The sequence below is a fragment of the Proteiniphilum sp. X52 genome (genome assembly GCF_003712195.1).
Taxonomy (GTDB): domain Bacteria; phylum Bacteroidota; class Bacteroidia; order Bacteroidales; family Dysgonomonadaceae; genus Proteiniphilum.
Window position 1 is genome coordinate 218,312 of record NZ_RDSD01000001.1, and the last position, 19,369, is coordinate 237,680.

Below are 19,369 nucleotides of genomic sequence, written 5' to 3' on the forward strand. Positions count from 1 at the left end.
AGATGCTTATTCCCAGTTACCGGCATTATTGTTAGCCACTTCAAGTGATCCCACCTGCATTCCCGGATATTTTTTACCCGGACGATCAAGCACTTCCTGGATTTTCTGATTCACTAATTTTTGGTCAAGATCTCCCAAGTAAACCGAAAAGTGTGTTTTTGCCTCGAACACTTGGATAGGGTACCCCGATGCTGTAATCAGTGAATCGACTCCCATTTCGAATTTAGCCCCCTTTCCATAGGGGACGAATGCCAGCGAATCCGGAATGAAATTGCGGCGATTCGGATACAAAACCTGAACGGTAGGAGAGTAGATAGAGTCTCTTACCAACTGAGGAGCATTTTTTGTTTCATCCCAAAGCCCCGCGGCCCTTATGGCTTTTTCATTCCCTGAATTGATGATTTGCATGGCTTTTACCTCTGTCATGCCTGCTTCCAACTGAGCTTCAGTGAGATCTCCTGCTTTTACCACGGTAGCGATTCTTCCATCTTTTATGAACTGGATCAGCGTGTCAAAACTGGCTGTGTAAGATCCGGACTGGGCACGTAAAGCGACTTGCGCTGTACGGATATCCACCAAGCGCTGGATTACTTCCCTGTCTCGTCTTGCCACTTCGGCATCGAAATCAATCTGTCCTTGGATACTTCTCCAGCTAACATAAGCCAGAAGAATAATGGCTACTGCTAAAAGCACTCTCATTACAACTTTCATGGACTTTTCCTTTTTAATATTTATACTGTTTAAATTCTGATTTTCTGATTTTAGACTACAAATTTAGAAAAAGAATGATAATTGTGCTACTTTTACGGGAAAAAATACCAAAAAAAATGGTAAATCGGTTTTTTATTGAGAAAATCAGCGAGAATTTCCCGTTTCACTTCACGGACGACCAGATGAAAGCCTTGGAAAAGCTTGCCGGTTTTCTTTTTTCAGGGATCGACGATCATATTTTTTTACTTACAGGATACGCGGGCACGGGAAAATCTTCTCTTATCGGGAGTCTTGTGAAGACGATGACCGGCTTCAGACAAAGGGCCGTTTTACTGGCACCCACCGGGAGGGCCGCGAAAGTTTTTTCGGGTTACGCATCCCAACAAGCGTTTACTATTCATAAAAAAATATACCGTCAACAGAAATTCGCGGAGGGATCACCTCATTTTTCCCTTTCTGAGAATCTGCACAAACATACGCTTTTTATTGTGGATGAAGCATCGATGATCAGCAATGAATCGCCCGACTTTTCTATTTTCGGAACGGGAAGATTGCTGGACGACTTGATAGAATATGTTTATTCCGCCCAGGGATGCAGGATATTGTTTGTAGGGGATAGCGCTCAGTTACCGCCTGTCAATCAGGAGAATAGCCCGGCGCTGGACAGGGATGTGTTGCGTTCCTATTCGCTTGAGGTGACGGAAGCGACCCTGACCCAGATCGTGCGCCAGGAGGAAGAGTCGGGTATCCTGTACAATGCCACAATACTCAGGAACGCGTTGAGATTGCAGATGACGGAAGAGTATCCGAAACTGAAGGTGGAGGGCTTTGCGGATGTGGTACGTATTACAGGAACAGAACTGATCGACGAGATATCCGATGCTTACCAGAAGGAGGGCATGGAGGAGACTATTGTTATTTCCCGTTCAAATAAGCGGGTGAATGCCTATAATAACGGGATCAGGAATAGGGTGCTGTACCGTGAGGAGGAGATTTCCGCGGGGGACATCCTGATGATTACTAAAAACAACTATTTCTGGGTGGACAATTTCGAGGATCCCGACTTTCTGGCCAACGGTGAATTTGTGGAGGTCCAGCGCGTCAGGGGTGAGGAAGAGATGTATGGTTTCAGATTCTGTAATGTGTTATTGTATCATCGTGATTATGAAATTGAATTTGAGGCGAAAATCATTTTGGATGTGCTGCATACCGAGGTTCCGGGACTCACGCGTGAACAGAGTGATCGGCTCTTTTTCAACGTGATGGAGGATTATGCCGACATACCGGGTAAACAGCAAAAATACAAGAAGGTGAAAGCAAATCCCTGGTTCAATGCCTTGCAGGTGAAATACGGATATGCTGTCACCTGTCACAAGGCGCAGGGCGGAGAGTGGAAGAATGTATTCCTCGACCTGGGATATATCCAACAATCCTATATGGGTGAGAACTTTTATCGCTGGCTTTACACTTCTATCACCCGGAGCTCCCGCAAGTTATTTCTTGTGAATTTGCCGGATAATTTTGTGGAGCTTTCCAAATAATGATTACTTTTGTAAGCTGTAAAGATCGGAACATTGCTCAAAGTGAGCGTGTAATGGAAATCACCGGCAAAAAGAATATCAGATGTCGAAAAAAAGAAATGAATATATTGATCAGCTTTTGGGCGATCTCAAATTGTTGGAACAACGGCTCCTTTCAGTCCGGGAAAGCGACACGTTGCCCTTCTCTTTTTTCAGCTCCTCTTTCGACCGGATAGAGAAGATTTCACGGTCGCTCCATGAACTGGAACTGATGCAGATCGGAGAGATGAAGCAGCAGATGGAGCGGCTGGTGCGATTCCTGTCAGAGTCGGATGCGCGGGGTAATGCTGTCAGGGGAGTGGATCAGGAGGTACAACAAACCACGCCGGATGATGCAGGCCCACCGGAGTATTCAGAACAAACCCATTACGAAGGTCGATCGGAAGGCTCAGGGCAACCAAAGGATTCTGAATCGCCGGAATATCCTTCGCCAGGGATGGATGAGATGGTGATGGAACAAGAAAGAGCCGGTTTTACAGAAAGAATCATCCTGCCTGAATACCGGGATCCGCGAATCAGCAAAGAGGTTCCCCCCTCCGTGGAAGTGGCGCAAGTTCTTCCGGAACAGAACGGAGAGGAAAAACGGGTGGCGCGCTCATTGAATGATATGATTCAGGCTCCTCCTGCTTTACTGGATTTGAAACGAGGAATCAGTCTCAACGATCGTTTTTTGTTCCAGAGGGAACTCTTCAATAACAATCGCCAGGAGATGAATAGGGTTATGGAGATATTGAACGGCTTGGGTAGTTTTGACGAAGCTGAAAATTACTTGAAGAAAGAGTTGAATTGGAATTTTGAAAGTCAGACGGTAAAGGAGTTTCTCCTGGTTATCAAAAAGGGATTTGAGTGAGTGCGAAAGCAGTGAACATGGGAAAACTCTATGTGGTGCCCACACCCATAGGTAATCTGGAAGATATCACGCTAAGGGCAATCAGAGTGCTGAAGGAATGTGACCTGATTTTGGCGGAAGATACGCGCACCAGCGGTGTCCTGTTGAAGCATTTCGATATAGGGACACCTATGCAATCCCACCATAAATTCAATGAACATCGGTCGGTGGCGCATATCCTGGAGAGGATAAAAGCAGGAGATTGCATCGCTTTGATATCGGATGCCGGCACACCGTCTGTCTCTGACCCCGGCTTTTTGCTCGCACGCGCCTGTGCGCGGGAGGGGATGGAGATAGAGTGTCTCCCCGGGGCAACCGCCTTCGTGCCTGCCCTTGTGGAATCGGGATTGGCTTCTGATCGTTTTTGTTTTGAAGGCTTTCTGCCGCAGAAAAAAGGAAGGCGGACACGGTTGAAACAACTGGCGGAGGAGAACCGGACTATGATTTTCTATGAATCACCGTATCGTGTGGTGAAAACACTCTCCCAACTGGCGGAGAATATGGGTGATGACCGTGCGGCTTCGGTGTCGAGAGAGATATCGAAGTTCCATGCGGAAACGGTGAGAGGTCCTCTGGGAGAGTTGATATCCCATTTTACCCAGAATGAACCGCGGGGGGAATTTGTGATTGTAGTGGCGGGAAAATGAAAGTGAAATTTACAGATCAAACTATTTTATAGCATCAATCGTTTAATTAGAGAAGAAAATTTTTAGTGATATGAAAAAGATTGGAATACTGTTTTTTGTCATGGGACTCATTGTCTCATGTACAAATGTAAGGGAATCGAAAGAGTATAAAGAGCTTCAGGCTCAACGTGATTCTTTGTTGCAGCAGTCTGCCGGGACGGAAGCTGAGGCAGCCGAGATGATGGTTGTGATCAGCGAGGTGGAAGAAAACTTCGCCAAGATCAGGGAAGCTGAAAAATATATCTCCACACAGTCGGCGGAAGGTGGTGAGATGAGTCAGGCTACCCGGGACAGGGTAAATGATAATTTCAAGATGATCAACGAAATATTACAGAGAAACAAGGCCCAACTGGATGAACTGAACAGGAAATACAGTGGGAGCAATAAAGAGATAGCGTCGTTGAAAAATACCATTAACCGTTTGAATAACGAGATGAGAGAAAGCACCACACGTGTGGCTGAATTACAGACCCAACTGGCAGAAAAAGATGAGCAGATCACCCGGCTGTCGCAAGATATCGCTTCCCTCGCTGTTGAAGCCGAACAGCAATCGCTCACCATCCGTGAACAGGACAGGTCGTTGCATACGGCTTATTATGTTTTTGGCACCGCCAGCGAACTGAAAGACCAGAAGATCCTTTCCGGTGGATTTCTCCAACAGACGCGTGTGTTGCAGGATACATTCAACAAGGATTATTTTCTGAAGATCGATATTCGCGAGGTGACGGAGATTCCATTGTACGCGTCAAAAGGTAAACTCTGGTCCACACATCCTGAAGGGACTTACCAGTTTGTAAAAGGAAGCGACGGAAATCTCACTTTCCAGATTACCGACACTCAGCGTTTCTGGAGCCTCACCAAATATTTGATTATTGAAGTGAACTGAGATTGCGGGCGGAAGATGTCAAACTGAAAATCAATGTCGCGGAGTGGCCCAAGACCACTCCGTGATTTTTTACTGATGCAATACAGAAATCTTTTTATTGACTTGGACGATACCCTCTGGGATATTCATAGAAACGGGAAAGAGTGCCTGGAGGAAATTTATCGTGATTACGGATATGAGGAATTCTATCCTACGTTCGAAGCATATTACAGTGTCTATTTGCCCGGAAATTATCATCTCTGGGGCTTATACGGGCAAGGGGAGATCACCAAGGAGACGCTCGTGGTGGAACGCTTCCTGGCTCCTGTGAGGGCGTTCGGGATTGATGACCCGGCCTATGCGAAGAAATTGAGTGACGATTTTCTGGAAAGAACTACCCGTAAGACGAAACTGATTGATGGGGCCCTGGATCTGTTGGATTACCTGAAACCGAAATACAAAATGCATATTCTCTCCAATGGATTCAGGGAGGTGCAGTTCAAGAAGATCACAAATTCGGGGCTAAAGCCTTATTTTGATAAGATAATCCTCTCGGAGGATGCAGCCACCAACAAGCCACATCCCGATATATTTACCTATGCCCTGAAGAATACCAATTCCCGACGCGATCAGACGGTGATGATCGGTGACAGTTGGGATGCCGATATCGTCGGGGCGCGCCAAAGCCGGATTGCGCAGATATGGTTCAACCCGAAAGGGTTGGCTTCGGATGGCTTTGAACCTACTTACACTGTGCAAAAGCTGGCTGAAATTAAAGATATTCTGTAGTTCGTCGTAACGGCATCGTCATACATCGCGGGCCGCCACCTCCGCGGGGAAGTTCAGATCCTTCGAGGGTAATTACGCAATTGCCCAGGGAGACAATATCCCGTTGGCCGTTAATGATATCGGCTGCTTTCACCACTTCAAACCCGTTCTTGTTCAACTCTTCCAATGTGTGGATATTCCTTGCGTAGGAGATCACTTTGCCGGGTGCGAGTGCTAAGAAATTCGCGCCGCTATGCCACTGTTCCCTTTCCTGATCCCAATCGTCGGATTTGCCACCACAAACTATCGGCATCAGGTCGATTCCCAGTTTTCGTAAAACGCTGAGGATGCCGCCCACCGAAGAGATTTTTGTCACCTTGCCATTATCGATCTGCATGTGCACTGTCTGGTAAGGTGAGTCGTCCATGATCAGTGGTTTGTAGACCATTGCCTTGTCGTTGTCGAGCATGGTGAAAACCATGTCGAGATGGATAAACGATTCGGGAGATTCCGGCAGTTGCTGCACGATGACATGCTTCTTCCCCGATCCGGTCTTGCAGAATTGCCGCACCAGAAAGTCTATTCCCTGCGCGCTGGTTCGCATGCCATTGCCGATCAGAAGGATGTCGTCCCTTACCACCAAGATATCACCACCCTCCATCTTTACCAGAGGGTCGTTTTGCGACAGCTCATAACTGTTCACGATGTTTCCACTAAAAAAGAGATCGCTTTTAAAAATGGCATCCATGATGAGCGATTCCCGTATGCGGACACTGTTGGCCATCTTGCAGACCAGTGCGTTATTCCCGATAACGGCCGACGGATCGCGGGTGAAATAATAGTTGTAAAGCGGTTTCAGCGCGTAATATTCTTCGCGCAGGAAATCAGTCAGGGTGTTAATTTGCAGAGGAAGTCCCTCAATGAGTACTTTCGTAAGATGAAGGGCGGAAAGGTCCATTAGATAATCGATGTAGTTCGTTGCCTGTTCCCTGGCACATATCTTGCGGATCAAGTCCTCTTTCAGAGGTTCATGTTCCAATACCTTTTCCAATAAGTCAGCAACTTCGTACACATCCGATATTTTTTTCAATACGGCCAGGAGCTGATTATATTCCCTGCGCGCGATGGAAAGATTCAATATGTCGCTGTATAAAGCCCTTTGCGCATGCCGTGGAGTCATATTTTCCACCTCGGCGCCGGGATAATGGATCAGTACGGCTTCCAGTTTTCCGGTTTCCGACTGAACTTGTAAAGTGCATTTTTTGTTTTCGGTCATAGCGCTAAATCAATAATTATGACAAAAGTAGGAAATATCTATTGCTTTCTTCCCATTTTTTCCCTATTTTTGGAGAAACTATTTTATATATGGGACGAATCACCCTGAAAGATATTGCCCGGGCGCTCAATCTCTCTCCATCCACTGTCTCAAGAGCGATGAAAGACCATCCTGCCATCAGTGAGGATACCAGGAGAGTTGTGCGACAATATGCGGAAGCACACAAATATAAACCCAATACGCTCGCCATGCAGCTCCGCACCAACAGAAATAACACCATCGGAGTGATTGTGCCCGAGATTGTACATTATTTCTTTTCCACTGTCCTTTCAGGGATCCAGCAGGAGGCCGAGAGTGAAGGCTATAAACTGCTTTTCTGCCATTCCCAGGAAGATTACGAACGTGAAGTGAAAAGTGTGGAAACCCTGCTCGATGCGCGGGTATGTGGAATTTTGGCGTCACAGTCGAAAGAGACACGGCAATACCGTCATTTTCAGGAAATCATCGACAATAACATTTACCTTGTGTTTTTTGACAGGATCTGTACCGGAATCAATACCGATAAAGTAGTGGTGGATGACTATGCGGGTGCCTTTAACGCGGTTGAATACCTGATAAGCACGGGATGTGGCCGGATTGCTTTTCTCGGCTCCCATCCCTCGATGCCTATCGCCAATAACCGTCGTATGGGTTATGAAGACGCGTTGAGGAAGCATAAATTGCCTGTTTTGAAGGAGATGAACAGGGTGTGTGACACGCCTGAGCTGGCAAAAAAAGTAGTGCCGGAAATGTTGCGCCTCGATCCGCGCCCCGACGCCTTCTTTTGTGTGAATGATGAGGTGGCTGCCTATTGTATGCGGATGGCGAAATCCGCCGGATTTAAAATTCCGGAAGAGATATCGGTGTGCGGTTTTACCAACAGTTATATTACGGATGTGACGGATCCCGCGCTGACCACGGTAGACCAGCATGGATTCGAAATGGGGAAAACCGCCGCGCGATTGCTGATTAACCGTATTGAAGGCAAAGAGACCAAACCCGGGGTCGTGAGCCGGTTGATCAAAACCGACCTGGTAGTGAAGGGATCCACACGGCAAATGCACACGATTGCATGAATAATTCATACAGTTTTTCTCTGAACTATTTTTCGGCTATTGAACGGAGTGTATATTTGTGTGAATTAAATTTATATCATTCAAAAATTTAGACTATTTCCGCATTCGGCAAAACCAAAGCAAGCTTTGTTTCTGCTCTCATTGAATGAAATAGTTCAATTACATTAGACATTTTCTGTGTTCGGCAAAACAAATAAATTTGTTCTGCTCTTGCTTGACGAAAATGTTCATAATCTTACAACATGAAGAAAAGACGTTTATCTTTTTGGGAGATCTGGAACATGAGTTTCGGTTTTTTGGGCATCCAATTCGGCTTTGCCTTGCAGAACGCGAATGTGAGCCGTATTTTCGAGACCCTTGGCGCAAGGGTGGAAGATATACCCATTCTGTGGATCGCCGCTCCCATTACCGGGTTGATTGTGCAACCCATCATCGGACATTTGAGTGACAAAACCTGGAACCGTTTTGGACGCCGGCGGCCCTATTTCATGATAGGCGCCCTTTTTACTACCTTGGCGCTGTTCTTTATGCCCAATTCCCCCTCCCTTTGGATCGCCGCGGGGATGCTCTGGATTATGGACGCCTCCATCAACATTTCCATGGAGCCCTTCAGGGCATTTGTAGGCGACAATCTGCCTACCGAACAGCGGACGATGGGTTTCGCCATGCAGAGTTTCTTTATCGGTACCGGTGCCGTGGTGGCTTCCGCATTACCCTATATATTGACCAACTGGTTCGGCGTCTCCAACATAGCCGAAGAGGGAGTCATTCCCCAGTCGGTGAGACTCTCATTTTATATAGGTGGTGTGGTGCTGCTTGCTTCAGTGCTTTATACCGTTTTCACATCGAAGGAGTATTCCCCTGAAGAACTGGCTGCTTGTGAGGAGGAGAGAGAAAGAACCACCGGTGTGAAGATGATGGTGAAAGCGCCGGTGACCCCGACTCAGTTTTTAAGGAACGGGGCCGTATGGACTGTCATAGGTCTCGCCGCCACTTTGTTGATCATGTTTACCGACCTGGGAAATCAAAATCAACAGCTTTATATAGTGGGAGGTCTCTTGCTTGTATTCGGCATTATCCTGATTATTTCAGGCTTTATCAGGGGAAAATCGGATCAACCCACCGGACTGGTGGGAATCATGAACGATCTGTTGCATATGCCCAAGACCATGAGGCAGCTGGCTGTGGTTCAGTTCTTTTCCTGGCTGGCATTTTATGCTATGTGGATCTATACCACGCCGGCCATTACGCAGCATGTATATGGTACGACCGATTCCGCGTCGGTTTTGTATAATCAGGGTGCCAATTGGGTAGGGGTGTTGTTTGCCGTGTACAATGCTGTTTCAGCCGTGACTGCCTTTCTTCTGCCGTTGATTGCCCGGCAGGTAGGCCGGAAAGCGACCCATGCCGTGGCGTTGGCATTGGGAGGAATATCCTTTATCTCGCTCTATTTTATCAAAGATCCCATGATGCTGCTTGTTCCGATGATAGGGGTGGGCTTCGCCTGGGCCAGCATCCTTTCCATGCCTTATGCGATCCTTACCGGTTCATTACCGGCCGCTAAAATGGGCACGTATATGGGCATCTTCAATTTCTTTATCGTAATACCCCAGATACTGGCTGCCAGTATCCTGGGCTCAATTACCCGCGATCTGTTCCATGGACAGGTGATCCTGACGATGGTGCTTGCCGGTTGTTCCCTTCTTTTGGGGGGACTTTCCGTCTTTTTCGTGCAGGACCGGGATGATGTGTATCGGTTGCGTAAAAACAGTCTTTATTCTTCAAAATGAAAAAAATATTTCTATTATTTCTTTTGTCGGTGCTGTGGGTGGCATGCGGCAACCGTGACAGGAGCCACGAAAACGGGAATGTTGGTAAAAGCGCGCATCCTGAATGGGTGTACGACGCGGTAATATATGAGGTGAACATCCGGCAGCATACGCCGGAAGGGACACTCCAAGCCTTTTCGGAGCATCTGCCCAGATTAAAGGAGCTGGGAGTAGATATCCTTTGGTTTATGCCGGTACAGTCTATCGGTAAAGAAGATCGGAAGGGTTTGCTGGGCAGTTACTACTCCATCGAGGATTACACTGAGGTGAACAGTGAGTTCGGCACGCTGGCCGATTTTAAAGCTGTAGTGAGACAAGCACAGGGACAGGGAATGAAGGTGATTCTCGACTGGGTAGCCAATCATACTTCCCGTGACGCTGTGTGGGTGAAAGCTCATCCCGAATGGTATGTAAGGGATAGTTTGGGAAATCTGAATATTATGTACGACTGGACTGATATTGCCCAGTTGGACTACTCTGTTCCCGGGATGCGTGAAGCGATGATCGATGCGATGAAATTCTGGATCCGGGAGACTGGCATCGACGGCTTTCGTTGCGACGTGGCCGGTGAAATACCTACTGATTTCTGGGAGGCGGCAAAGGATTCCCTGGTGATGCTGAATCCTGATATCTTCCTGTTGGCCGAGGCGGAAAAGCCGGAACTGAACGAGTCGGTATTCGATGCTTATTACGCCTGGGACTTCCATCATAAAATGAATAGCATAGCACAGGGAAAGGAGCCTGTCGATTCATTACGCGCTTCGCTGCAAAGAATGAATGAACGTTTTTCATCGCATGCCATACCGATGTACTTTACATCCAATCACGATGAGAATTCATGGAACGGTACCGAGTTCGAACGGATGGGTGAAGCGGCAAAACCTTTCGCGGCACTGACCTACATGCTCCCGGGAATTCCCCTGATATACAATGGACAGGAAGTGGGATTGGACCGCCGGCTGGAATTTTTTGAGAAGGATATTATCGAATGGGAAGATAAGGGCGGCTTCAGTGACTTCTACGGGAAGCTGAACAGATTGAAAAAGAAGAATAAAGCACTCTCGGCTCAGGAGCGTGACGGGGAGATGACAGAGATCCCTAACGATTGTGGGGAAAAGGTATGGTCGTTCAAACGGGTGAACAATGGAAACGAAGTGGTTTGCGTTTTCAATTTCAGCCCTGAAACCGTGAATGTGCAATTTGACGGAAATGTGCCGGGTGAAGGATTTTCTTCTTTTCCCGACACATCCGAAGTGCTCCCTGTGAGAGAAATGGAACTGAAACCCTGGGAATACAGGATCTATTCCAAATAGGGTTTCAACTTTTCTATCCAGTGGATGATACGCCCTTCCGTCAGGTCGGGTTCGTAATCGTCATCGAGCGGCAGGCCGACGAATTTACCGTCTTTGATTGCCCTGGAATATTCGAAATCATATCCTTCGGGGGAAACTTCACCGATAACGGTCGCTCCTTTTTGAATGACAATTTCATACAATATGCCCATGGCATCCACGTAGGAGCTGGGATAAATGGAAGCGTCACCCAATCCGAAGAGTGCCACGGTTTTCCCCGACAGGTCCAGTTTTTCCAACTTGGGATAGAAATCATTCCAATCGTCCTGCAAATCCTGCACTCCCCAGGTGGATACGCCCAGGATCAACACATCATGGGTGAGGAACGGCGTTTCATCGCCTTCATAAATATCGGCAAGGGTGGGGGAGTAATCAGCCAGCAATTCGGCTATTTTTTCCGCCGCATTCTTGGTGTGTTCGGTGCTCGAACCGTAAATAATTGCGATCGACTTCATAAGATTATTCATTTTTTTATGTTCGGAATAAACATCTACTGTTTCATACGACTATTTTATTGTTTTATTTCGGTATATGTTTGTTTCCCAACCTTCATTTTCCTTCTTAATTGCACAAAGTTAATATAAGTTTTAAAACAGCCAAAAACAGGGAAGATAATTATCGCATAATCCTATGTGAGTGTCCATCCCCCGGATCAGAAATGTTCTTTTAGCTTATCCGCTTACTTTCAAATTATGGTAATTGAAAATCAAAGAAGGGCATACCACAAAGTGAAATGCCCCCAAAGGTTAGACAAAGATCTTTTGGGGGCATTATTGAAGCAGTTCCCGAGATATCCTGTTTATTCTGTGAAACTGGTATACATTTTGAAACTGTTGGCCGCCACGGTGATGTTTGTGGCCGATGTGGCGCTTAACGGCGGTTCGCCGGGCGCCATAAAATCATACCAGGTGCCGGTTTCCGGGAAGGTGGCCGAGAGAGGGTCATTGGTGAAGTTTCCTATCACCACGACTTGTTTCGCCCCGCCAAATGAGGAAAGGGTGATAAACCGGCCGCTTTCCCAGAAGGATTCCGTTACTTTCCAATCCAAGGTGGCCGTGGCGTTGAACAGTTCGGGATGATCGAAACGGAGGGAGATCAGCTTTGAATAGGTATCGTGTAACCCTTTTCGTTGCGGTACTTCCAGATAATCCCATTTGGTCGGTTTCCTGCCGGTACGGCCGTTTTGCTCGATGGAAACATCATACCCCATTTCGCCGAACTGCCAGATCATTTTCGGGCCGGGCACGGTGAGGAAAAAGGCGGCGTTGGTCGCCAGCTGGTTCATCCGCGCGCCCGGATCGGTTTTGAGTATGCCGTTACCCCATTGGCCCTGTTTATAGGCGGCGCGTTCCTCGTCATGGCTCTCCATATAGCTTACCAGGCTGTTTGCCGGGCGGTTTGCGCCGTAGTAAGCGTCTGTGAAATTGCAATTGTCCCTGTTCCATCCCATAGCCGATTGGCAGTATTGCCAGTTCATGTTTCGCCAGACCATCATCCCCGCATCGCCCAGCTCCCTCTCTTCCTTGTCGTCGCAGAAATGTTCGAGAATGACGTGCGCGTCGGATTTCACCGCCTTGATGGCGCTGTTATAGTCTTTTAGTATGTCCACGCGCGAAGCGTCGTAGTTGCCGGCTGTGGCCTCGGTGCTTCGGTTTTGAGTAAATCCTTTGGTCAAATCGAAACGGAAGCCGTCGATGTTGTATTCTTGCAGCAGGAATTCCAGGTTTCGTTTCACGAAGTCGCGCACCAGGGGTGATTCATGGTTGAAGTCGTGAAAGACACTGTAGGGATGGGGTGCATCTACATTGAAATAGGGATTGTTCGATGCTGTTTTGTTATTAGCTGCATCCCACCACATCTTGGCAAACGGATGGGCTCCGGTGGCGTGATTGTACACCACGTCGAAAATGACGGCCATGCCCCGTTTGTGGCACTCGTCGATAAACTGCTTGTACATCCGGTCGGTGCCGTAGGCTTTGTCCATCGCGAAATAGAAGCAGGGATTGTAACCCCAGCTGTCGTTGCCGTCGAACTCCTGCACCGGCATCAGCTCGATGGCGTTCACGCCGAGCGATTGCAGGTAATTGAGTTTCTCCATGGCGCCGTTGAGATCGCCGGTTGTGGTGAAGTCGCGTAACAACATCTCATAGATTACCAGATTGTCCCGCGACGGGACCTCGAAATTCGGAACCTGCCAGGTATAGGATTCCGGCCGGGTTTGGAATACTGAAACGATGCCTATGGCCCCTTTCGGATAATCCATATTGCCGGGATAGGTGACAGGTGAGATGTATTTGTCGTTTGACGGGTCGAGTATTTTGCGCGCATAGGGATCGGCCATGCGGATAGGATCTGCGTCGGTGTCACCCACGTAGTACTGAAAAGCATATTCCTTTGTCGGATCCAATCCCGGGATTGTGATCCACCAGCAACCGGCGGCTTCATCGCGGAACATCTGCGATTTTTCGTCGTTGCTCAGTGTCCAGTTGTTGAAATCCCCTACCACATGGGCGAAATTCTTGCGGGCGCCGTTCTTATCCTTGTCATACAAAACGAGTGTGACGGTACTGTTGTCCCTAATGTTAATACCATGCTGTAATCCGGATGGCATGGTTCCGGATTTTATTGCAGCCGGTTGAAAGGCTTTGAATTTCGTATCGGTGACAGGGATAAAAAGATCTTCGGTTTGCTTCGACCCATCGGCGGAGCGGATAACAATACCCAGTTTGTTGACCGGTGTTTCTCCCGAACCAAACCATTGACGGATAGATGGGGAGAATGGGATAGTCCATGTGCTCAGTTCACCCTCTACCTTCGTCATTTTGCATTTCGGCAGGTTTTCATCCCACCCGGCGGGAACGAATTGCCATACGCCTTCCGATATAACACCCGTGTGAATATAGACATCACCTTGGTAATTATAGAGTGGTGTGGCTGAACGTGGCTTGAACCAGATGGTCAGCTCCTTGTCGGCATCCGCCTCTTCGGGACTCCAGGAAAGGCCAGCCTTAATTACTACAGGTGGTTCCGGTTCCGGTTCCGGATCCGGAGTAACCACCGGATCTTCCCCGCAGGCAAAAGCGAAAAGCAGGAGAAGCAGTAAGTAGAATGTTTTTGAGTATGGTTGCATATGATTATTTATATTTTAGAATCAAGCATTCCAGCACGTTTTCACCGTTCAAAAAATGCGTTGAAACTTTTGTTTCTTAAGAGACTATATGAATGTGATGATTTATTAACATGCCAATTAAATTACTCCATTATTCCCATTGTCCCATTGTCCCATTGTCCTATTGTCACATTATTCACATTGCCACATTATTCCCATTATTCCCATTGGCACATTGTCACATTAGTGAATTGGCTTTCATTCCAGCACCAGCACCTCTTTGGGCGCGAGTGTCAGGGTTTTTCCCGGCGAAACATTCCTACCCGAGAGCAAGTCAGTCCATCCGGTACTCTTTCTTATTGACTCGGCATACCGGTCGAGGTTTATCTCTACCTGCTTCGATGTCCCGTTCATAAAGATCAATACACTTTCCTTCCTTAAGTAGCGCTCATAGACATAGACGCCTTTTTGGAGCACGTAATGTTTCATCTTGCCTTGGGCAATGATCTTGTTGCCGCGACGCCAGTGAAGCAGCTTGCTGAGAAAGTCGAACGCTTCGTTCTGAAGCTTGTCGCGCCCTTCCCGGGTGAACTGATCGGTCTTATCCCCTGGCCATCCGCCCGGCATGTCGAGACGGATGTCGCCGTCGCTGCGGCTTTTGTTGCCGTGCATCAGCAGCTCGGTGCCGTAGTAGATCTGCGGGGTGCCGGGCATGGTGAGCAGGAAGGTGATCGCCTGCTTCCAGCCGGAGAGATCCCCGGGATACTCTTTCAGGAAGCGGTCGGTATCGTGGTTGTCGAGGAAGCGGAGCACGTTGTGGATATCGGGATAGATGAAATCGTAGGTCATGTGGTCGTAGATAGCGTGCAATCCCCCGTTCCATTCTCCCGTTTCTTCAAAGAAAGCGCTCTGCGACAATCCCATAAAGCGGAAGTCCATCACTGATTTCAACTTGGTGTTGTTCGGATTGAGCGGACTGTTCCTCTGCCAGAAAGAGGTGCCGATAGGGTTATTAAGCCAGGCCTCGCCCACAATATTGTATTGGGGATATTCTTTTTCCACGGCTTCTATCCAGTCGATCATCATATGGTAATCGGCGTAGGGATAGGTATCCTGCCGGATGCCGTCCACCCCGGCATATTCGATCCACCAGATACTGTTCTGGATGAGGTATTTCGCCACGTGCCGGTTGCGCTGGTTCAGGTCGGGCATGGTGGGCACGAACCAGCCGTCGGTCATTTTCTTTTTATCGTATTCCGAGGCGTAGGGATCGAAATACATCTCTTTCATGTGCGAAGTCTGCACATATTCACCCATGTTGTTGAACCAATCGCGTGAGGGCACGTCTTTCACCCAAGGGTGATCGCTTCCGCAGTGGTTGAAAATCATGTCCATCACCACCTTCATTCCTCTGGAATGGGCGTCGGCGATCAGATTCGCGTACTCCTCGTTGGTGCCGAACCGGGGATCCACCCGGTAGTAATCGGTGGTGGCGTATCCGTGGTAGGAGCCGCCCTCCATGTCGTTCTCCAGCACCGGGTTGAGCCAGATGGCGGTTACGCCCAGGTCGGACAAATAGTCCAGCCGGTCGGATATGCCTTTCAGGTCACCCCCGTGGCGCGCGCTGTGGTGATTGCGGTCTACCTTGTAGGGCATCCGCATCGGGATCTGGTCGTTGTCGGAATTGCCGTTGGCAAAGCGGTCGGGCATGATCAGGTAGAGCACATCCGATGCGTCGAAGCTTTTTATGTTATATCTGTCGGGATCACGTTCTTTCAATTCATAAGAACAGGTGATTTTCCCCTTTCCGTCGGTGAACAGGATATCGAATGTTTCGGGTCTGCTTTCCGAGATATCGAGATAAAGGATCAGGTAATTGGGACTTTCAAGCCGTACCGATTCTTTGATCCTCACATTTTTCGAAGTCACTTCCGGAATATAACCAGCAATATTTTCGCCGTATACCATCAACTGCAGTTCCGGCTCTTCCATGCCGCTCCACCAGAAGGCGGGTTCGACATGTACATCACGGGCATATACGGCACCTATTGTTATTACGGTAAGAAAAAAGAATAAAATTATTTTCTTCATACGATTATTATGTTTAATGCAGATAAATAGATTGAGAAAATGATCAGGGATTTATATTTTTGAATTCCTTTACCGTCGGTCCCTTTGGCAAACATATCTTCCGGTTTACCTCCGTCGTCGTTTGTTGGCAGGAAAGGCACAGAAGCAATAGATAAAAGCAAAAGAGAAAAGCTTTTTCATCGTTTGTCCAATTTAAATGCCTGAGCGGCATTATTCTATCGTCATCGTGATTCTTTAGGCAAAAGCCGTGATAATTCTGCTTTGCTGTGCAGGAATCGAAAAGCGACAAAAAGCACGGCAAAGTCACCGTGCTTTTTATAATCCCATTTGCCCTATTATTTATGGTAACTCTGCTGTCGGTATGATAATATAATGTCCCGTCAAATCATTTAAAGCAATATAATAGGTTCCTGCCGTTTCTATTGCTATGTTTGCTCCATTATTCGTTGTGCCTGTTCCGAACGGGAGAGACTGATTATCTTCGGAAGTGGCTCCCCAACTGACATCCCAGGCATCGTTCGCGCGGATTTTCAATTCTCCTACCGTAAGTTCTATTGCATTTGAAGTCCAGATATGTTCGGCTACCTGGGTTAAATCCGTATCGGTATCCCATCCCCCGGCGGTTGCCGTTCCAATTACGCCCATTGAATGATAGGTAACGCTAACATCACCCCTATAGGGGATATATTCAGCTGTTAAAGTTCCCAAGTCTAACTTTAAGGTGTAGTAACCGTCCGTAGCGGGACCGGGTAGGTTGGGAGAGTTGTTTTCCAGCACCAATGCACCATCCCTAAACCCCCAGCAAGGATCCCACACTCCGGCTTTAATCGGAAACTTCTGCTCCCTTCCTCCTGTGAAATGTGCCGTGAAGGTATATTTCGAATCAGCCGAGCTATTGTCGGCGAAGAGGATCTGCAGGCCGTTTCCTATTGCACCAATCTCATTGTTCCATTCCGGCAAACCGGTGATAGCGTTTCCCGTCATATAAACAACATCTTTCGTATAGCCTAAAAGTTGGATGGTATAGGTATACTCCATCATATTGAGCGTAATCCTCACCCAACCCGGTTCCATTACCCGCATGGCTTGGGATTTTTCAATGATAAGATCCCCTTCCAATTCAGTGTTCCCGTCTACGGGGTTACCCAGCACACCATCCCATGAAGCGGCCTCTTTACCCGATTTTGGAACGATCTTGAAATATCCGTTGAAATCCCCGCTTTCCGGTTGTTTCATTTCCACCAAAATAGTAAAGATAGGATCTTCATATACATCTTTACCGCTATGGTTGAATTTGTAGTCGTCAAGATCTTCAATATTCCATCCATTGACATTGCCAATCAGGTAATACTCCTCTTCAATGACGGGTCCTACGGGCGTAACGGTAACGGGACCCAAAACAGCGGGAGTAGGCATCATCACCGACGAAGTGCCGTCGTTGATATAATATTTTACCCGTATGAAGAGTTCACGTGCGTTGGGTGCTTTCCCATAGAGGCTTTTCACCGCTTCGTCCAGATCACGGGGCGTAATGGTTGCGGCATTTTCCCCGCTCTCCGATGGAAGTTCCACCACCTGTTCGACATTTTGCGTAGAGGATAATTCCAGTTTAAACGTCACGGTGGCACCTTCCGCCAATTGCGGCGTAGCTGTTACTTTCACCGCTTCGAAAGGGGTATTCTCTTCCAGTGCTTCCTCCGTCAATGCTATCGCCGAACCAAAGCCTGATCCCAGGGCAATGGTGAATCCGTCGACCGATTGCGCATCTTCCTGTTCATAGGCTTGCGGCGGGGCGGCCATATGGTCGTATACATCATCGCATGATCCGAAGCCGACCAATGCGAGCAGGGTTGTCAAAAGGTATATTTTAGGTTTCATTGCACACATTTTTATAGTTATTCTATTTTACCTGTCCTCTTGGTAAAGTTAATGGATAATCTCTGTCCCGCTTTTCCAGCCACACGAGCCTGGTCGTTTCCTGCGCCGCGGGGTACGAATAGGCCGTCAAACACCATGAACTCGGTCTGCCACCATTCGTGGCCGGGCAACTGGATGCTGGCACGTACTCCGCCGTCGTCATCTCCCTGGGCAGCGGCAGTAAACGCGGGCGATATGAATTCCGCATCGGCTCCCAGAGATAGCGCGGGTATCGCAAACCGGTGGATCTCATCGGTAGTTCCCCAGTGACCGCCATTTACGTTGCCTTGCAGATAAACATGGGGCGGAAGGAAGTCCACCCTAAACGCATACTCACGCCCTTCTATGGCAGTGGTTACCACTACTATATACCATCCGGGATTCCCTATTTTTATATTACCTTCTGCGTCGGATGCGTCGGCCGGTACATTCGTGTCTTCACCAATGGTTACCTCGTTGTAGCCGAAATCATTTCCGTTCCATACCATAGCGTAATTGAATTTGATTTCCGCATTTTCGCCATCTTCGGTTTGTCCGAGATATTGCATTGCCCAGAACTTCCCTGGGGCTCCTCCTACCGGTATCATCTCGGTGGAATTATTCCAATCCCAGTTGCCGGCAACGTTACCGATCAGGTACATCTCTTCTGGCATCGTCATTGGTTCAAGTGCGAAATAACCGAGTACCTGAGGGAGTTGGATCACATTTGAATAGACCGGTTCCACCTTGCTTCCCGCGATGGTGGCGGTGAGACGAACGTACAGTGGATGCGGGTCGGCGGGATAATCACTTTCCTCTTCCACGTCATGCAAGGCGACCAATGCTACGGCTACATCCTGTGCAGATATGTCGAATTTGGCTGTGGAATAAGTACCCGGCAGTGTGGCATATTCCGCGAAATTCTGCGAGAGGGAAATTTGCACTGCATAAAGGGTCGCGGCAGTAAACCCATAATCGGGTTGAGAGGTGGTAAATTCGATGGTTTCCGTATTCTTCAAGTCATATATCCCCGAAGCGTACTTGGGTACGTTGAGCACGAAACTCTGCGGCTGCTGCAGGACAATTTTGTCATTATCCTCGCATGCATGGAAAAATCCTATACCGGCCAGTAGAATTATTAAATTAAATATATGTTTCATACGATTATTTTTATCTTATTAGTGTCATTAGCACATTCATCA

15 protein-coding genes are annotated in these 19,369 nt (G+C 47.9%); 8 read left to right on the plus strand and 7 right to left on the minus strand.

Annotation, left to right across the window (positions count from 1 at the left end; all coding sequences use genetic code 11):
* Nucleotides 1–6: 6 nt before the first annotated feature.
* Entirely contained in the window at nt 7–711 is a 705-nt protein-coding gene (locus D7D25_RS00695) for a hypothetical protein (protein ID WP_122967050.1), read from the minus strand.
* A gap of 116 nt (nt 712–827) precedes the next feature.
* On the opposite strand from D7D25_RS00695, the gene D7D25_RS00700 reads away from it, so the two are divergent.
* From D7D25_RS00700 to D7D25_RS00720, 5 genes are all read left to right on the plus strand, one after another.
* Complete coding sequence (locus D7D25_RS00700) at nt 828–2,252, plus strand: ATP-dependent RecD-like DNA helicase (RefSeq protein WP_185140190.1); 1,425 nt, start codon at nt 828–830, stop codon at nt 2,250–2,252.
* Between the two features lie 82 nt (nt 2,253–2,334).
* Entirely contained in the window at nt 2,335–3,141 is an 807-nt protein-coding gene (locus tag D7D25_RS00705; RefSeq protein ID WP_122967052.1) for a hypothetical protein, read from the plus strand.
* Between the two features lie 17 nt (nt 3,142–3,158).
* Nucleotides 3,159–3,827, plus strand: coding sequence for a 16S rRNA (cytidine(1402)-2'-O)-methyltransferase (rsmI, locus tag D7D25_RS00710; protein ID WP_122967053.1), 669 nt, complete (start codon nt 3,159–3,161; stop codon nt 3,825–3,827).
* A gap of 70 nt (nt 3,828–3,897) precedes the next feature.
* Complete coding sequence (locus tag D7D25_RS00715; RefSeq protein ID WP_148038817.1) at nt 3,898–4,752, plus strand: hypothetical protein; 855 nt, start codon at nt 3,898–3,900, stop codon at nt 4,750–4,752.
* A gap of 75 nt (nt 4,753–4,827) precedes the next feature.
* On the plus strand, nt 4,828–5,520 hold the full coding sequence (locus D7D25_RS00720) for a YjjG family noncanonical pyrimidine nucleotidase (protein WP_122967344.1): 693 nt from the start codon (nt 4,828–4,830) through the stop codon (nt 5,518–5,520).
* Here D7D25_RS00720 and D7D25_RS00725 read toward each other — a convergent pair.
* A complete protein-coding gene (locus tag D7D25_RS00725; RefSeq protein WP_122967055.1) occupies nt 5,504–6,775 on the minus strand; it encodes an arginine deiminase family protein in 1,272 nt (423 codons plus the stop codon). The two genes, D7D25_RS00720 and D7D25_RS00725, sit on opposite strands and share 17 nt — an antisense overlap.
* Nucleotides 6,776–6,864: 89 nt before the next feature.
* Between D7D25_RS00725 and D7D25_RS00730 the strand changes: the two genes are divergently transcribed.
* The 3 genes from D7D25_RS00730 to D7D25_RS00740 all read left to right on the plus strand — a co-directional run bounded on the left by D7D25_RS00730 (nt 6,865) and on the right by D7D25_RS00740 (nt 11,032).
* A complete protein-coding gene (locus D7D25_RS00730) occupies nt 6,865–7,890 on the plus strand; it encodes a LacI family DNA-binding transcriptional regulator (protein ID WP_185140191.1) in 1,026 nt (341 codons plus the stop codon).
* Nucleotides 7,891–8,132: 242 nt separating this feature from the next.
* Nucleotides 8,133–9,680, plus strand: coding sequence for an MFS transporter (locus tag D7D25_RS00735; RefSeq protein ID WP_122967057.1), 1,548 nt, complete (start codon nt 8,133–8,135; stop codon nt 9,678–9,680).
* Entirely contained in the window at nt 9,677–11,032 is a 1,356-nt protein-coding gene (locus tag D7D25_RS00740; RefSeq protein WP_255417120.1) for an alpha-amylase family glycosyl hydrolase, read from the plus strand. Before D7D25_RS00735 ends, D7D25_RS00740 begins: the two co-directional genes overlap by 4 nt.
* Here D7D25_RS00740 and D7D25_RS00745 read toward each other — a convergent pair.
* The 5 genes from D7D25_RS00745 to D7D25_RS00765 form a co-directional block, all read right to left on the minus strand.
* Complete coding sequence (locus D7D25_RS00745) at nt 11,020–11,526, minus strand: flavodoxin (RefSeq protein ID WP_255417121.1); 507 nt, start codon at nt 11,524–11,526, stop codon at nt 11,020–11,022. The two genes, D7D25_RS00740 and D7D25_RS00745, sit on opposite strands and share 13 nt — an antisense overlap.
* Nucleotides 11,527–11,870: 344 nt before the next feature.
* Nucleotides 11,871–14,201 carry an alpha-amylase family glycosyl hydrolase gene (locus D7D25_RS00750; protein WP_122967059.1) on the minus strand — a complete coding sequence of 777 codons (2,331 nt, stop codon included), beginning with the start codon at nt 14,199–14,201 and terminating at the stop codon, nt 11,871–11,873.
* A 237-nt stretch (nt 14,202–14,438) separates the two neighbouring features.
* Complete coding sequence (locus D7D25_RS00755; RefSeq protein WP_122967060.1) at nt 14,439–16,271, minus strand: glycoside hydrolase family 13 protein; 1,833 nt, start codon at nt 16,269–16,271, stop codon at nt 14,439–14,441.
* Between the two features lie 339 nt (nt 16,272–16,610).
* Nucleotides 16,611–18,149 carry a SusF/SusE family outer membrane protein gene (locus D7D25_RS00760; protein ID WP_158602502.1) on the minus strand — a complete coding sequence of 513 codons (1,539 nt, stop codon included), beginning with the start codon at nt 18,147–18,149 and terminating at the stop codon, nt 16,611–16,613.
* A gap of 17 nt (nt 18,150–18,166) precedes the next feature.
* Nucleotides 18,167–19,327 (minus strand): SusF/SusE family outer membrane protein, encoded by a 1,161-nt coding sequence (locus D7D25_RS00765; protein ID WP_122967062.1) that lies wholly within the window; start codon nt 19,325–19,327, stop codon nt 18,167–18,169.
* Nucleotides 19,328–19,369: the final 42 nt, after the last annotated feature.

Bases quoted from the DNA above. Each gene is read 5' to 3' on its own strand.
- D7D25_RS00695 (WP_122967050.1), bottom strand. From the start codon at position 711: ATGAAAGTTGTAATGAGAGTGCTTTTAGCAGTAGCCATTATTCTTCTG.
- D7D25_RS00700 (WP_185140190.1), top strand. From the start codon at position 828: ATGGTAAATCGGTTTTTTATTGAGAAAATCAGCGAGAATTTCCCGTTT.
- D7D25_RS00705 (WP_122967052.1), top strand. From the start codon at position 2,335: ATGTCGAAAAAAAGAAATGAATATATTGATCAGCTTTTGGGCGATCTC.
- rsmI (WP_122967053.1), top strand. From the start codon at position 3,159: ATGGGAAAACTCTATGTGGTGCCCACACCCATAGGTAATCTGGAAGAT.
- D7D25_RS00715 (WP_148038817.1), top strand. From the start codon at position 3,898: ATGAAAAAGATTGGAATACTGTTTTTTGTCATGGGACTCATTGTCTCA.
- D7D25_RS00720 (WP_122967344.1), top strand. From the start codon at position 4,828: ATGCAATACAGAAATCTTTTTATTGACTTGGACGATACCCTCTGGGAT.
- D7D25_RS00725 (WP_122967055.1), bottom strand. From the start codon at position 6,775: ATGACCGAAAACAAAAAATGCACTTTACAAGTTCAGTCGGAAACCGGA.
- D7D25_RS00730 (WP_185140191.1), top strand. From the start codon at position 6,865: ATGGGACGAATCACCCTGAAAGATATTGCCCGGGCGCTCAATCTCTCT.
- D7D25_RS00735 (WP_122967057.1), top strand. From the start codon at position 8,133: ATGAAGAAAAGACGTTTATCTTTTTGGGAGATCTGGAACATGAGTTTC.
- D7D25_RS00740 (WP_255417120.1), top strand. From the start codon at position 9,677: ATGAAAAAAATATTTCTATTATTTCTTTTGTCGGTGCTGTGGGTGGCA.
- D7D25_RS00745 (WP_255417121.1), bottom strand. From the start codon at position 11,526: ATGAAGTCGATCGCAATTATTTACGGTTCGAGCACCGAACACACCAAG.
- D7D25_RS00750 (WP_122967059.1), bottom strand. From the start codon at position 14,201: ATGCAACCATACTCAAAAACATTCTACTTACTGCTTCTCCTGCTTTTC.
- D7D25_RS00755 (WP_122967060.1), bottom strand. From the start codon at position 16,271: ATGAAGAAAATAATTTTATTCTTTTTTCTTACCGTAATAACAATAGGT.
- D7D25_RS00760 (WP_158602502.1), bottom strand. From the start codon at position 18,149: ATGAAACCTAAAATATACCTTTTGACAACCCTGCTCGCATTGGTCGGC.
- D7D25_RS00765 (WP_122967062.1), bottom strand. From the start codon at position 19,327: ATGAAACATATATTTAATTTAATAATTCTACTGGCCGGTATAGGATTT.